The following is a 14,413-nucleotide window of genomic DNA, read 5'->3' as shown; positions in this document are numbered from 1 at the left end:
GGACAAAGGACAGCCATGGACGCCTTGGAAATCGCACGCTGGCAATTCGGGATCACCACCGTCTACCACTTCATGATGGTGCCCCTGACCATCGGCCTTGGCCTGGTGGTGGCCATCATTCAGACCCTGTGGTACCGCACGGGAAAGCCCGAGTATCTCCGCATGACCAAGTTCTGGGGCAAGCTCTTCCTCATCAACTTCATCATGGGTGTGGCAACCGGCATCGTCCAGGAATTCCAGTTCGGCATGGCCTGGAGCGAATACAGCCGGTTCGTTGGTGATGTCTTTGGTGCACCCCTGGCCCTCGAAGCCCTTCTCGCCTTCTTCGTCGAGTCCACCTTCCTTGGGCTCTGGATCTTTGGCTGGAAGCAACTTAAACGCGGTGTCCACCTTGCATGCCTATGGATTGCCGTGATCGGTTCCGTCTTCTCCGCCTACTTCATCATCGTGGCCAATTCATGGATGCAGCACCCGGTGGGCGTTGAAATGGTGGATGGCCGGCCTGTCATGACGGACGCCTGGGCAGTGTTTACCAATAACACTGCACTGGTTGCCGTACCGCACACTCTCTTCGGTGCCCTTGGTGTTGCCGGTGCCTTCCTGCTCGGAATCGCCTGGTACCACCTGTGGCGCCGCCGCCATGACGGCATTGACGTGGTTGGTGCCGACGGCCGGCTGCTTGTCGGAGAAGCCGATATCCCGGGCCGCGACAAGGGTGACTACACAGTATGGATGCGTTCCCTCCGGATCGGCGCCGTGGTGGCGATGATCTCCTTTGCCGGCACCGCCCTCACGGGCGACCTGCAAGGCAAGCTCATGTTCGAGCAGCAGCCCATGAAAATGGCTGCCGCGGAGGCAGCATGCCACGATGGCACAGGCTTTTCCGTTCTGAGTGTCGGCAACCTGGGTGCCAAGAACTGTGACGACATCGTGGCTGTCATCGAAGTGCCAGGGATCCTTTCCTTCCTCGCCAAGGGCGATTTCACCACCGAAGTGAAGGGCGTGAACAGCCTGCTTGGGGAGTACAAGGAGAAGTACGGCACGCACTTGCCGGACAATCCGCTGTATGGCGACCGGGCCGGCCAGGAAATCCAGTACGTGCCCGTCATGGAAGTCACCTACTGGGGCTTCCGCATGATGATCGGCTTCGGGGGCGTCGCCGCACTGGCAGCGCTGGTGGCCCTATGGGTTACCCGCAAGGGCGTCGTCCCTGGGTCAAAATGGCTCATGCGCCTTGCCGTCTTCGGAATCCTGGCACCGTTCGGGGCCAACGCCGCCGGCTGGATCTTCACGGAAATGGGCCGGCAACCCTTTGTCGTAGCCCCAAATCCCGACATGAACGGTATTGACCAGGTCTTCATGTTCACCGCCGCTGCCGTTTCACCCGGCGTCAGTGCCGGCGAGCTCATGACCTCCCTGGTTGTCCTGACCGCCATCTACGCCGTCCTGCTGGTGGTGGAAGTCAAGCTCCTGGTCAAGTACGTCCGTGGCGGCGTCGCCTCAGCCATGCCTGAGCTTGCCCACGCCGCGGACAAGCACCGCGCCAGCGATGACGAACGTGACAGGGACAAGGAAGGCGACGACGGCGCACCCGGCCCCGACAAAGCCGACGACGTCCTGGCGTTCGCCTACTAGAAACAGAGGAATAGACAATGGAACTGTTGCCAACCATCTGGTTCGTGGCCATCGCAGTACTATGGACCGGCTATCTCTTCCTTGAGGGCTTCGATCTCGGGGTAGGCATGCTCATGAAGCTGTTTGCGCGGAACAACACGGACAGGCGCGTGCTGCTCAATACCATCGGCCCCGTCTGGGACGGCAACGAGGTTTGGCTTCTCACTGCAGCCGGAGCTACCTTCGCAGCTTTCCCCCTCTGGTACGCCTCCTTGTTCTCGGCGCTCTATCTTCCGCTCCTGTGCGTCTTGGTGGCGTTGATCTTCCGGGCGGTGGCCTTCGAATACCGGGGCAAGGTGGACACTGAACGCTGGCGCACCACCTGGGACTGGGCAATCGCCGTTGGATCCTTTGTGGCCGCCTTCGGTATCGGCGCAGCCCTGGCACTTACCACCACGGGCTTGCCGCTCAACGCCAACGGGGACCGCACCGGTGGACCGTTTGCCTGGTTCAGCGGTTACGCCCTCCTGGGCGGCTTCGGTGTGGTCGCCTTCGCCCTGGTTCACGCCTTGGCCTTCCTGGCGTTGAAGACCGATGGCGAGGTGCGGCTGCGCGCCCGCCGCTGGTTTGTGCGGCTGGTGCCGTTTGCTGTCTTGCCGATGCTCGCCTGGATGGTTGCGGTGCAGTTCCTGAACGGCAAGGCCTGGACCTGGGCCATCATGGTGGCTGGAGTCGTGTCCGTGGTTTTGGCCTGGCAGTGGGCCCGCAATGGGTCCGAGGGCCGGGCGTTCGGGGCTATCGGAGCTTTCGTCGTCTGTGCCACGGCGTCGATCTTCGGGGCCGCGTTCCCAGTGGTCATCCCCTCAACCGTAGATCCCGCGTTCAGCCTGACTATTTCCAATGCTTCTTCCTCCAACTACACGCTGGGCCTGATGAGCATTGTGGCTGCGGTGGGGCTTCCCCTGGTTATTGCCTACCAGGCCTGGACTTACTGGGTATTCCGGCGCCGTGTCAGCGCAGCGCACATTCCCGAAGCCCACGGTTTCCTTCCGGCCATCGCCGCCAAGGTGTTGGTTGGCAAGGAAAACACCAGCCCTTCCAGCCCGGAAGCCTAGCCTCGTCATGAAGCCCGTGTTCCCCTCCGGCCCGGCCACCCGATCCGCCCTCTACGTCATAGGCCTGCTCTCAGCCCTCAAGGCACTTTCGCTGGTACTGATGGCACAGGCGGTGGCCGGTGCACTGGCCGGTTTGGCCGGAAGCCCGTCCGATTGGACCAACGGGCTGGTGTGGGGGGCCGTCGGAGCGGTGCTACGGTCCCTTACGGTGTGGGGCCAGGGCGTTGCTTCGCGCCGTGCCGCGCTGGGGGTCAAAGAGGAGCTGCGCTCGCAGCTTCTCAAGCGCTCAGTGGCCGAGGGCGGAACAGCTGCGGTTGAGGGCACTAACGACGGCGGGCTCGCGATCCTGGCCACGCGCGGGCTGGACGCACTGGATGACTACTACACCCAATACCTGCCGGCCCTGGTGAACTGCGCGACCGTTCCGCTGCTCATCGGCGCCCGGATACTGTTTGCCGACTGGGTGAGCGCCGTGGTCATCGCCTTGACCGTTCCCCTTGTGCCGCTGTTCATGATCCTGATTGGCCGCCACACGGAAGACGCCGTCAGGGACGCCCAAACCACGCTTCGCAGGTTGTCCGGGCACATCCTTGAACTTGCCAAAGGCCTGCCTGTGCTGGTGGGTTTGGGACGGGCCAGCGAGCAACGCGCCGCACTCGAAGACATTTCCGAGCAATACCGCAGCCGAACCATGATCACGCTCCGGACGGCGTTCCTCTCGGCTCTTGCCCTGGAACTCATAGCAACCATCTCAGTCGCTGTCGTAGCGGTCTTCATCGGCGTGCGGCTGGTTGCCGGAGACATGCCCCTGGAAGCCGGGCTTTTGGCGCTGATCCTTGCTCCTGACTGCTACTTGCCCCTGCGTGAGCTCGGTACCGCCCACCATGCCAGCGATGACGGCAGGGCGGCCTTGGAAACTGCCAATACCGTGTTGAAGGCACCCACGCACCAGCGTCTTACTGATAACCAGCCACTTACCGACAACCCGACATCTCGCACCGGGCTCGCCGACATCATGGTCAGAGGCCTCACGGTGACCTATACCGGACGGCCCGCACCCGCCGTCGAGCGCTTGGACTTTACCGCTCCGGCAGGCCTGGTTACGGCGTTGGACGGAAACAGCGGCGCCGGAAAAAGCACTGTGCTGGGTGTCCTGGCCGGCCTGATCGGCCCGGGTCCGGGCGCATCCGTGACCGGCACCGTGACTGGTGTGGCACCGGGTACCGTCGCCTGGGTACCGCAACACCCCGTGATGGTGGCCGACACCGTGCAGGAGGAGATCGAGCTGTACCTTGGCGGGCAGCACTCAGCAGATACCGCGCAGGCTGTCGCGAGCATCCTGCGAAGGGTCTCTGCTGATCACCTTGCGGCCAAGCATCCAGCCGAACTCAGCCCGGGGGAGTTGCGACGCGTTGCGCTTGCCCGGGGCCTGGCGCGGCTGGAGTCCGGCGCTACCGTGCTGCTTCTGGACGAGCCCACCGCACATTTGGACCACTACTCAGCCAGCGTGGTCCGCTCTGCCATCACGTCCCTTCGCGGCTCTGCCACCGTCATCCTGATCGCACACGATTCCGCCACCCGTGCGCTCGCCGACCATGTAGTCCGGGTAGAGCACTTGACGGCAGCGAACCGGCATATCGACCTGCCGGAACGAAGGGCTGCATCTACCGCGGCCCTCGTATCAACCGATCTGCAGCAGTCCACCCGGACAGCTGCCGGTACGAGTCAAACTGAGCACGCAGAGGACGGAAACCTTCACACAGCCCTCAACCAGGGATGGCTCCCCAACGTGAAACGGCTCGCGCTGGTCCTCCGGCCGGTTCAGGCCAAGTTCGCGGCAGCAGGCGTGGTGGGGGTCCTGGCCGCGCTTTTCGCAGTCGCCCTGTCCGGCCTGTCAGGGTGGCTCATCATCCGGGCCAGCGAGCAACCACCCATTCTCTACCTCCTGGGCGCGATCGTCGGCGTGCGTTTCTTCGGCATCGGCAGGGCCGTCCTTCGCTACTGTGAGCGGCTCCTGACCCACGACGCCGTCTTTGCTGCGATGACACGCCTGCGCGGGGCGCTCTGGGCCACCCTGAGCCGCCGTGCACTCTCACTTCGCAGGCTTTTGCAAGGCGGTAACGTCCTGGGCTCGATCGTGGACGACGTTGACACACTCAGGGACCTTCTACCGAGGGTCGCCCTGCCTCCGTTGACTGCCGTGGGTGTTGGCGGTGCGGCCATCGCGGCAACGGCCATGGTGTTGCCCGTTGCCGTGCCCGCCGTTGCCTCTGCCACCGTAATGGGACTCATTGTTGCGCCGCTTGTTGCCGTACTTGCTGACCGGAACGCCGCCAAGGCAGAACAACAGCTGCGCTCGGTGGTGCTCCGCGATGTTGCGGCCGCCCTCGATGCCCGCGCCGAACTAACCGCCAACGGTGTGGCCGGAAGCATCCTGACCGCACTCAGCGACAAAGATCGTGCGGCTACCGTTTCGGCGCAGCGTTCTGCCTGGGCCGAAGGTCTCGGCCAAGCTGTCACCGTCCTCGCCTGCTCGCTCGCCGCCCTGTGGGCGGCACTCCTGGGCGCCGAATCGGTGCACGATGGTTCCGCCGCGCCTGCCCTTGTGGCCGTGATTGTGCTCATGCAACTGGCCCTCGTGGAACCTTTTGCGGCAACGGTTTCCGCCGTCCGCCAGGGCCCAGCGCTCGCAGACGTCCTGGGTCGCGTGGCAGTCACCGGGGCGTTGTCCGCCCCCGTCGACGCGGACAACGCAGAACACGACGCCGGTACGCACCCTTTGCCTGACCGCGACGGCAAGGCGGGGCTAAAGTTGGATGGAGTTGCCGCTGCCTGGCCAGGTGGCCCGTCGGTGATCTCCGGAGTTACCGCCGAGGCCGGGCCGGGCCGATGGCTGGCAGTCACCGGCCCGTCGGGAGCCGGCAAATCGACGCTGCTTTCAGTCCTCCTTGGCTTCCTTCCTGTGAAGGAAGGAAGGGCACTGCTCACGGGGACAGCGGCGTGGTGCCCGCAGGAAGCCCACCTCTTCGACTCCACCATCCGGGGTAATCTCCTTCTGGCGAGGCCCCCGGGGAACAAGCCCAATGAACAAGAAATGGCCAAGGCCTTGCAGGATGTGGGTCTCGACGTATTGGTAGGGACCTTGCCGGAGGGGCTTGACACACGCATTGGATCAGCCGGGGCCTTCCTCAGCGGTGGCGAGCGGCAGCGTCTTGCCATGGCCAGGACACTTCTGACGGGCGCGAGCGTGCTGTTGCTGGATGAGCCTACGGCGCACCTTGATGCTGAAGCCGCCCGCGAAATGATGGCCACCCTTCGCCGGGGTTTGCGGGACGTCACAGTAGTCTTGGTGACCCATAACCCTGATGACATCGATCCTGCAGACGCCAGGCTTGAGCTCCCCAGCGCGGCTGAGCTGGTGAGAGTTCCTACTCCCCAGTAGCCTGTTGGCATGTCTTCTGAGGTTCCACCCCTGATGCAGCCCGATGCCGGCCGAACAGGTCTGCAATGGCGGCCCGCCACAACTGCAGACCTCGACAACTGGGCGGAATTGATCGCCCGGACTGCCGCCGTCGAGCATCCCGCCTGGTTCGAAAAGCGTGCCGACCTTGTCCACGTCCTGGAGTCCACCAAGAATGATCCCAGGACCAACACGCTGCTGGGATTGGACCGGGATGGGGTTGCCCGCGCGTACGGACGCATCACCAAGAACCCCGAGGGGGACAAGGCCACAGGCATGGGATGCGTGGACCCGGGCTGGCAACGCAGGGGCATCGGTTCAGCAGTCCTCGCGTGGCAGGAAGCACAGACCCGGAGAAGGTTCCACACGGACAAGGCTGCGGGGCACAGCAGTGCCCCACCCCGCCTCCGCATCCGAACTGAAGAACAACACCAGCACCAGGAAGCGTTGTTCCGGTCCCGGGGCTATGACGTTGTGCGCTGGTTCAATGAAATGCATCGGCCGTTGTCCGGGCCTGCTGCCAAGCCTGCTCCAGCAGCACGGCTCGAATCGGGATTGGAACTTTGCACGTTTGACGCATCCCTGCACGAGGCCGTTCGTCTGGCCCATAACGATGCTTTCAGGGACCACTGGGGAAGCGAGCCACGCGACGAAGAAACCTGGCGATTCACCATCGAGGAACCCACGGCGCGGCACGATTGGAGCGCTGTGGTAATTGATGCTTCCACAGGCGAGGTAGCTGGGTACCAACTGGCCAGCTACGATCCCGCTTCAGCGGTTGCCCGGGGTTTCAAGGAGGGCTATACCGAACTGCTTGGTGTCCGGCGTGCGTTCCGTGGCCGGGGAATAGCGCAAGCACTGCTGGCCGACGCCCTGCGGCGATTCACGGCCGCCGGGATGGACATTGCATCGCTGGACGTCGATTCTGCCAATCCCACCGGGGCCCTGGCACTCTACCTTGGCATGGGATACAGCCCGGTGAACCGGAGCATGACGTGGGAGAAGACGCTATAAATCCAGCGGCCTTAGCCGTCAACGTCGTGGAGGTGATGGACAACGTCGTGCAGGAAGTATTGCGAGAACGTCAGCACCGTGAACTCGGAACCGTTGCTTCGCCGCCCTGTACGCTGCCATTCATCCTGCACCACCCGTGCGAAGGACTCGGCGATTTGCTCCCCTTCCGCGATCAGCTCGTCAGAGACAACGCGGGGATCCGAGCGTCCATATTCGCCGTCGATGGCCGCTTGGTCCTGGTCCCAGTTGGCAAATTCGGCGTTGTCATCACTCAGCATCAGGTTCAGCCTCTTATCGAAGAGGCTGAAGACATCGCGCACGTGGCAGGCATATTCCAGAGGAGACCATGTGTGATCATTCGGGCGTACGGCGACGTCCTCGCGGCGCAGAACGGCGCGCCACCTCGGAAGCATATTCAGCACGGTGCCCGGGACCGTGGACGGCGTCACGGTGGAGGCGTCAAAGCCGCACTCGGGGCAGGGCTTTGAAAGCACCCATGTCCAGTCTTTTGCGTCAGGGATGATCGGCATGCCGCCAGTCTAAAGGGTCACCACCGGCAATCTCAGGCAAGGCGTAAAATCCGAAGCTGTTTGCCCCTGACTTCGTTGCCGCCCAGGAGTAAAGTTCGCTCCGGGGAGAGAGTCGGAAAGAGAAAAACATGCTCAAGGATCAGCAAGTGGGTGCCGTTCTTCCGGCATCGGATATTGCCCGGGCCCGCGCTTATTACAGCGAGAAACTCGGACTCGAACCAGAAAATCCAGACGCCGACGACAACCTCCAGTACAGGTGCGGGGACGGGACCGGATTCTTCATTTACCAAACATCCAATGCAGGTACGGCCAAGAACACCCAGATCGGTTGGATGGTCAGTGACCTCGCTGCCACCGTATCGGAACTCCGCGAGAAGGGTGTTGTGTTCGAAGACTACGATTTCCCGGGCCTGAAGACTGAAAACGGCATTGCAACGATGCCGGACGGAACGGCAGCGGCTTGGTTCCTGGACTCCGAGGGAAACATACTGAGCCTCAACCAAAACGCCTGACGCAGCAAGCAGGGCCGGTGGTCTTAAACCACCGGCCCTGCTGTTGTTCCCTTTGCCATTGCTGGCTGTTGGCCTACTCGGTGGACACAGCCATTGCGTTCCAGGCCATGCTCGGACCGATCGCTTCGACTGGCTGTGACAGCGGCACACCTGACCCGTCCCTGCGGCCGTGCTCGTGGGGAAGTGCGCGGGCCACTCCGGCGGCCGATGACGCCTTCGCTGGTCCGTGTCCGGCCCACGCCAAGAGCAGCGTGTCTTCGCCCTTGAGGAAGCGGTGTACGCGGACGCCTGCGGTGGCCCGCCCCTTGGACGGGTATTCGTCGAAGGCAGTCACCTTCGCGGTCCCCGGGGCAGTGCCCGGCAGAGCGCCATTGGTTCCGGCAATAGTGACAACGACGGCGGCGGGATCGTCCGCGCGCACGGTGCCAAAGTGGATGACTTCGTCGCCGTCAGCGAGTTTGATGCCGGCCATGCCACCAGCGGTCCGGCCTTGCGGACGCACGTTTGACGCACTGAACCGTAGCAATTGGGCTTGCTTGGTGACGAAGACGAGTTCGACGTCGTCCTCCTGGGCGGGTTCAACGGCAAGAACGGTGTCCTTGTCCTTGAGCGAAATGATTTCCCAGTCCTCACGGTTCAGCGGGTACTCCGGCTGAACACGCTTAACCACGCCCTGCACGGTTCCAATCGCAAGGATGGCGTCCAACGGAACGAACGCAACCAGTGTCTCGCCCTTGAGGAGAGTGATGAAATCCTTGGCCGGCACTCCACCGGCCAGATTTGGAAGGCCTCCGACAGGGGGCAGGGCTGGCATGTCCATGACCTGTAGGCGCAACATACGGCCCAGGGAAGTGACGGCGCCAATCTCGCCACGTGCCGTGGTCTTCACCACCGAACGGAAGACGTCGTGCTTCGCCCGCGGACCAGCCTCGGCCAGCGGTTCCTGATTGGTTGTCCGTGCGATCTGTCCGGACACGCTGAGGAGGGCCCAGCAGGGGTCGTCCGGGATTTCGAGGGGGAGCGCTGCGGCCTTGCCCTTGGGCCCCGGTACCGCCGCCGCAAGGGCCGCGGCGACCGTGGGCGAAACTGCCTCGGACTCCAGGAGTACGGTGCGTCGGGGCGTACCGTACTTCGTGGCGATTTCGGCCAGCTCACCGGAAACCAGGTCACGGAGCAGCTCGTCGGAGGCAAGGATAGCCTCCAGCGCTTCGATCTCGCGGCGCAGCTCGTCCTGTTCCTTCTCCAATTCAAGGCGGGAGTACTTGGTCAGCTGCCGTAGGCGCAGTTCCAGGATGTAGTTGGCCTGGATCTCGGTGAGGTCGTAGATGGACATCAGCCGTTCGCGGGCTGCGGAAGCTTCATCAGAGGAGCGAATGATCTGGATGACTTCGTCGATATCGACGATCGCGATCAGCAGGCCCTCCACCAAGTGCAGGCGGTCCTTCTTCTTGCCCAACCGGAAAGCCGTCCGACGCCGGACCACGTTCAGACGGTGGTCCACGTAAACCTGCAGGAGCTCCAGCAGGCCAAGGGTCTGCGGCTGGCCATCAACCAACGTGACGTTGTTGATGCCGAAGGAATCTTCCATGGGCGAATAGCGATACAGCTGCTGAAGCACGGCGTTGGGGTTGAAGCCGTTCTTCAGCTCGATGACCAGGCGCAGGCCATGGTTGCGGTCCGTAAGGTCCACGACATCGCTGATGCCGGTCAACTTCTTGGCGTTGACGGCGTCCTTGATCTTTTCGATGACCTTTTCCGGGCCAACCATGTAAGGCAGCTCGGTCACCACCAGGCCGGTACGGCGGGCAGACAACTGCTCCACTTCCACCTTGGCGCGCGTCTTGAAGGAACCGCGGCCCGTGGCATAGGCATCGCGGATACCGTCCAGGCCCACGATGCGGCCACCGGTGGGAAGGTCCGGACCCGGGACGTACTTCATGATGTCGCCCAGCGTCGCATCCGGATTAGCGATCAAATGACGTGCGGCCGCAATGACCTCAACAAGGTTGTGCGGAGCCATGTTGGTTGCCATGCCGACGGCAATGCCTGTAGTTCCGTTAACCAACAGGTTGGGAAACGCTGCCGGGAGGACGTCCGGTTGGGTCAACTGGTTGTCGTAGTTGGGGACGAAATCCACGACGTCTTCGTCGAGGTGGTCCGTCATGGTCAGGGCAGCCGCCGCCAGGCGCGCCTCCGTGTAACGCGGAGCGGCGGGACCGTCGTCGAGCGATCCAAAGTTTCCGTGGCCATCGATCAGCGGCAGGCGCAGGGAAAAGTCCTGGGCCATGCGGACCATGGCGTCATAGATCGCGGCATCGCCATGCGGGTGGAGCTTTCCCATGACTTCGCCCACGACGCGGGCGCTCTTGACGTGGCCCCGGTCCGGGCGCAAACCCATGTCCGCCATCATGTAGAGGATGCGGCGTTGAACCGGTTTCAGGCCATCACGTGCGTCAGGAAGGGCGCGCGAATAGATCACCGAGTAGGCGTACTCCAGGAAGGAGCCCTCCATCTCGGAAGTGACGTCGATGTCGACGATGTTCTCGGTGAAATCGCCGAGAGGCTCGCCTTTGCGTGCGGGAGTTTGGCTGCGGGCCATGGGGTCGGTGGATCCTTGAAAGTTGTACTGCGGATGTTTTAGCTAGGCTAAGCCTATGGTGGATCAGCCCGGCGTCGGCATTTATCCGGAATATTGGGAGGCCGATGTCGTCCTGCGCGACGGCGGGACAGCCCACATCCGTCCCATCCGCCCCCAGGACGCAGACGCCCTGCAGGCCTTCCATGCCGGGCAATCGCAGACTTCCATCTACATGCGGTTTTTCTCCTTCAAGCCCAAACTGTCCGGAAAAGAAGTGCGGCGCTTCACTGAAGTGGACCATGTGAACCGGGTGGCATTCGTCATCACGATCGGTGGCGAGATCATGGGCGTGGGCCGCTACGACCGTCTGGAGGATCCCGACGAAGCCGAGGTGGCCTTCAACATTTCAGACGCCCATCAAGGCCGCGGCATTGGCTCGATCCTCCTGGAGCATCTCGCGGCGGCCGCCCGGGAGAACGGTATTCGTCGGTTCATTGCCGAGGTCCTGCCCGAGAACCGCAAGATGCTCATGGTCTTCGCTGATGCCGGCTATGACCTCAAGCGCGGGTTTGACGACGGCGTGGTGAGCGTCGAGTTCAATATCGACCCCACCGAGAAATCGCGGGCCGTCATGGAATCCCGCGAGCACCGCGCAGAGGCCCGCAGCGTGCGCGACCTCCTGGCGCCGTCGTCGGTGGCTGTCATTGGTGCCAGCCGCAAGTGGGGGACCGTAGGCTACCAACTCCTGGAACACATCATTGAAGGTGGATTTGAGGGCCCGGTTTATGCGGTCAACCCCGAAGCCTTCGAGCTCGCCGGAATGATCTCCTTTGCACGCTTATCGGAGATCCCCGGGCCCGTGCAGCTGGCGATCGTCGCCGTGCCTTACGAGGAAGTGCCCAAAGTAGTGGACGACTGCGCAGCAGCGGGCGTCAAGGGCATCGTGGTGGCAACCGCCGGATTTGCCGACGACGGCGAGAGGGGCCTTGCACGCCAGCATGAGTTGGTGCGACGCGCCCGGGCCAACGGAATGCGGGTGATTGGCCCCGAGTCGCTGGGGATACTGAACACTCATCCAGCTGTGTCCCTCAACGCCTCCATGGCTCCGAGCATGCCGCCCCGCGGGGGTCTGGGCCTCTTCAGCCAGTCAGCCGCCGTAGGCGTAGCCGTCTACGCCGCGGCCCGACGACGCAGGTTGGGCCTGTCCACCTTTCTCTCCGCCGGGAACCGCGCGGACGTCTCGGGTAACGACGCAATGCAGTACTGGGAGGACGACCCCGATACTTCCGCTGTAGGGCTCTACCTTGAGTCAATCGGGAATCCCCGCAAGTTCTCCCGGCTTGCCCGCCGGTTGTCCCGGAGCAAACCGGTGATCGTCGCAAAGTCCGATGTCACGGGCCTCCGCCTGCCGCCCGGACATGAAGTCCGGACCACGCAAGCACCCGCCGCCGCAGTGGATGCAATGATGCGGCAGGCAGGCGTCATCAGGGTGGGAACCATTGAGCAATTGATGGACATCGCCCAGATTGTCTCCTCCCAGGCGTTGCCCACCGGCCCCGGCGTGGCGGTCTACTCCAATTCCGTCGCCCTGGCGAAAGTCGTCGCTGACAGTGCGGGACCCCTCGGGCTTGATGTGAACCGGATGGTAACGGACGTCGACCTCGACGCCGGCATGTCACTCGCCCTTCCAGCGCTCCGGGAGAGCCTGCGGGCAAGCCTCGCAAACGAATCTGTCAACGCCATCGTGGCCGCACTCCTGCCTGCACGCGGACTCACCGTAGAAGCGCTGGCTGGTGTCCTGGCCGAGTGCGCGGCCGAGGCCGGCAAACCTGCGGTGGCGGTGTTCACAGGCATCCTGGACCCCTCCATCCCCGTGGAAGGAATGGTAGGCAGCTCTGATGGTCCTTTACTGCCCTGCTATTCCAATGCAGGTGCCGCCGTAGGCGCCCTGGCCGCGATCGTTCGCTACGCCCAATGGCTGGACCGCGACCAAGGACTTTTCGTCGAACCCGCTGGCTGCGACATCGAAGGGACCAAGGAATCCCTGGCAAGGATGCTGACCGGTGTGACAGGCGAAAAACTCCACAAGCTCGACGCCGGTGCTGCCGCAGAGTTACTGGCCGGCTACGGTATCGTCGTGGTGCCAACAATCGGATTCGGCACACCTGAGGAAGCCGTTGAAGCAGCCGAACGCGTGGGCTGGCCGGTGGTTCTGAAGACCACTGATCCCGCCCTAAGGCACCGACTGGACCTGGGCGGCGTCCGGCTGGACATTCAGGATGCAGAGTCCTTGCTGCAGAACATCGCCCAAATGAAGCGGGCGCTGGAACCTTACGGTTCGCCATCGCTTGAAGTTCAGGCAATGGCCCCGGTAGGCCAAGCATGCACCTTCCGGGCCATGGAGGATCCCCTGCTGGGTCCAGTGGTATCTTTCGGCTTGGCAGGGGACGCAGTAAATCTGCTGGACGATTGGGCACACAGGGTCCCACCATTGTCCGCAGCAGACCTGCACGACCTCATCCGCTCGCCACGCGCTTCCAGGAAACTGTTCGGCTACCAAGGCCTCCCCGCCGTGGACGTGCCTGCCCTTGAGGACATCGCCGCGAGGTTGGCCAAACTCAAGGATGACCACCCCGGAATTGCCCTGGTGGAATTCAACCCTGTGCTCGCGGGCCCCGCCGGTGCAACGATTCTGGGTGCGGATGTGTGGATAGGTAACGCGGCCCGGCGCACCGACAGCGCTCGCAGGGCAATGCGTGGTTAACGGCTCCCTGTAGGCCAGTGACCGGTCCAGGGGCGAGGCCGACAGTTAGGAAGTCCCCAGTGGATCTGTGAAAATGGGGGAATGAGCACCCAGTCTCCGACGCCTCAGTCCCGTCCGTCCAATGCCGGGCTCCACAGCGCCCATAACCACAGCTTGCAGGGACAGAGCCTGGACCAAGCGCTGCAACAGGCTGGTTTCTACCCCCGGCTGGTGGCCGACGTCGTGGATGACGCCTTGGATGGCCGCGATTGCCTGTCACACCTCGTGCACCTTGAAACACACTTTGATCGCGCCGAGGTTCGCCGCCACATCACAGTGCTGGTGCTCACGGAAGACATGCTGGTGATCACCCACGTTGACGATCAGCAGCTGGATGAAGCCGGGGAACAAATCGTCGCCCAGATTTCCACGGAGTCCGTGCCGGTTGCACAGATCCGTTCGGTGGTCCTTAGCTACATGTACGCCCAGCCGCAGGACTACAAGCCCTCGGATCCCGTGCGGGAAATGACAGTCTCCATCGCCTGGTCCGGTGGGCAGCGCCTGGACATGGGCCCAGCAAGTTGCGGTGACCCGCAGTGCGAAGCGGACCACGGCTACAGCGGAACCATCGCCCAAGAGGATATCGTCCTGCGCATCAGTGCCGAAGCGGACGGCCTCCAGGCAGTCCAGGATGCGAAGGTCTTCGCACGCGCCCTTCGTGCCGTGAACACGGCAAATCCCACACCCATCCCGCACACAGGCATCCCCGCGCCGCGGCCACGTTCGGGGGTCTTCAGCAACCGCTTGAGCCGCGGACACCAGCGTTGAGGGTGACTGCACAGGAGCA

9 protein-coding genes are annotated in these 14,413 nt (G+C 63.2%); 7 read left to right on the top strand and 2 right to left on the bottom strand.

What is annotated here, in order from left to right:
* Window positions 1-15: 15 nt before the first annotated feature.
* From AB4Z15_RS12575 to AB4Z15_RS12560, 4 genes are read left to right on the top strand one after another with little or no spacing between them, the layout of a single operon-like run.
* Entirely contained in the window at window positions 16-1,635 is a 1,620-nt protein-coding gene (locus AB4Z15_RS12575) for a cytochrome ubiquinol oxidase subunit I (protein ID WP_442017544.1), read from the top strand.
* Window positions 1,636-1,652: 17 nt separating this feature from the next.
* Window positions 1,653-2,729: a cytochrome d ubiquinol oxidase subunit II gene (cydB, locus tag AB4Z15_RS12570; RefSeq protein WP_442017543.1), complete on the top strand. Its 1,077-nt coding sequence runs from the start codon at window positions 1,653-1,655 to the stop codon at window positions 2,727-2,729.
* A gap of 7 nt (window positions 2,730-2,736) precedes the next feature.
* The gene (gene cydD, locus AB4Z15_RS12565; RefSeq protein WP_442017542.1) at window positions 2,737-6,171 is read left to right on the top strand and encodes a thiol reductant ABC exporter subunit CydD; all 3,435 of its coding nucleotides are present in this window, start codon (window positions 2,737-2,739) and stop codon (window positions 6,169-6,171) included.
* A 9-nt stretch (window positions 6,172-6,180) separates the two neighbouring features.
* Window positions 6,181-7,203 carry a GNAT family N-acetyltransferase gene (locus AB4Z15_RS12560; RefSeq protein WP_442017541.1) on the top strand — a complete coding sequence of 341 codons (1,023 nt, stop codon included), beginning with the start codon at window positions 6,181-6,183 and terminating at the stop codon, window positions 7,201-7,203.
* 11 nt (window positions 7,204-7,214) lie between these two features.
* Here the strand turns inward: AB4Z15_RS12560 and AB4Z15_RS12555 are convergent, their stop codons facing one another.
* On the bottom strand, window positions 7,215-7,733 hold the full coding sequence (locus AB4Z15_RS12555; RefSeq protein ID WP_442006494.1) for a DinB family protein: 519 nt from the start codon (window positions 7,731-7,733) through the stop codon (window positions 7,215-7,217).
* A gap of 128 nt (window positions 7,734-7,861) precedes the next feature.
* Here AB4Z15_RS12555 and AB4Z15_RS12550 point away from each other — a divergent pair, with 128 nt between their 5' ends.
* Window positions 7,862-8,245 (top strand): VOC family protein, encoded by a 384-nt coding sequence (locus AB4Z15_RS12550; RefSeq protein ID WP_442006495.1) that lies wholly within the window; start codon window positions 7,862-7,864, stop codon window positions 8,243-8,245.
* Window positions 8,246-8,318: 73 nt separating this feature from the next.
* Here AB4Z15_RS12550 and AB4Z15_RS12545 read toward each other — a convergent pair whose 3' ends face one another.
* Window positions 8,319-10,844 carry a DNA gyrase/topoisomerase IV subunit A gene (locus AB4Z15_RS12545; protein WP_442017540.1) on the bottom strand — a complete coding sequence of 842 codons (2,526 nt, stop codon included), beginning with the start codon at window positions 10,842-10,844 and terminating at the stop codon, window positions 8,319-8,321.
* A gap of 55 nt (window positions 10,845-10,899) precedes the next feature.
* Here AB4Z15_RS12545 and AB4Z15_RS12540 point away from each other — a divergent pair, with 55 nt between their 5' ends.
* Window positions 10,900-13,587, top strand: a complete 2,688-nt coding sequence (locus AB4Z15_RS12540; protein ID WP_442017539.1) for a bifunctional acetate--CoA ligase family protein/GNAT family N-acetyltransferase — start codon at window positions 10,900-10,902, stop codon at window positions 13,585-13,587.
* 81 nt (window positions 13,588-13,668) lie between these two features.
* Window positions 13,669-14,394 (top strand): DUF5998 family protein, encoded by a 726-nt coding sequence (locus AB4Z15_RS12535; RefSeq protein ID WP_442006498.1) that lies wholly within the window; start codon window positions 13,669-13,671, stop codon window positions 14,392-14,394.
* The last annotated feature ends 19 nt before the right edge of the window (window positions 14,395-14,413 follow it).

It is taken from the genome of Paenarthrobacter sp. 2TAF44, assembly GCF_052114885.1.
Lineage (GTDB): Bacteria > Actinomycetota > Actinomycetes > Actinomycetales > Micrococcaceae > Arthrobacter.
Note: the sequence above shows the minus strand (reverse complement) of the source record. Positions and strands in the feature narration are given on the sequence as shown.

What these genes read in the sequence shown, in the direction of transcription:
- AB4Z15_RS12575 (WP_442017544.1), top strand. Translation starts at nt 16, where the DNA reads ATGGACGCCTTGGAAATCGCACGCTGGCAATTCGGGATCACCACCGTC.
- cydB (WP_442017543.1), top strand. Translation starts at nt 1,653, where the DNA reads ATGGAACTGTTGCCAACCATCTGGTTCGTGGCCATCGCAGTACTATGG.
- cydD (WP_442017542.1), top strand. Translation starts at nt 2,737, where the DNA reads ATGAAGCCCGTGTTCCCCTCCGGCCCGGCCACCCGATCCGCCCTCTAC.
- AB4Z15_RS12560 (WP_442017541.1), top strand. Translation starts at nt 6,181, where the DNA reads ATGTCTTCTGAGGTTCCACCCCTGATGCAGCCCGATGCCGGCCGAACA.
- AB4Z15_RS12555 (WP_442006494.1), bottom strand. Translation starts at nt 7,733, where the DNA reads ATGCCGATCATCCCTGACGCAAAAGACTGGACATGGGTGCTTTCAAAG.
- AB4Z15_RS12550 (WP_442006495.1), top strand. Translation starts at nt 7,862, where the DNA reads ATGCTCAAGGATCAGCAAGTGGGTGCCGTTCTTCCGGCATCGGATATT.
- AB4Z15_RS12545 (WP_442017540.1), bottom strand. Translation starts at nt 10,844, where the DNA reads ATGGCCCGCAGCCAAACTCCCGCACGCAAAGGCGAGCCTCTCGGCGAT.
- AB4Z15_RS12540 (WP_442017539.1), top strand. Translation starts at nt 10,900, where the DNA reads ATGGTGGATCAGCCCGGCGTCGGCATTTATCCGGAATATTGGGAGGCC.
- AB4Z15_RS12535 (WP_442006498.1), top strand. Translation starts at nt 13,669, where the DNA reads ATGAGCACCCAGTCTCCGACGCCTCAGTCCCGTCCGTCCAATGCCGGG.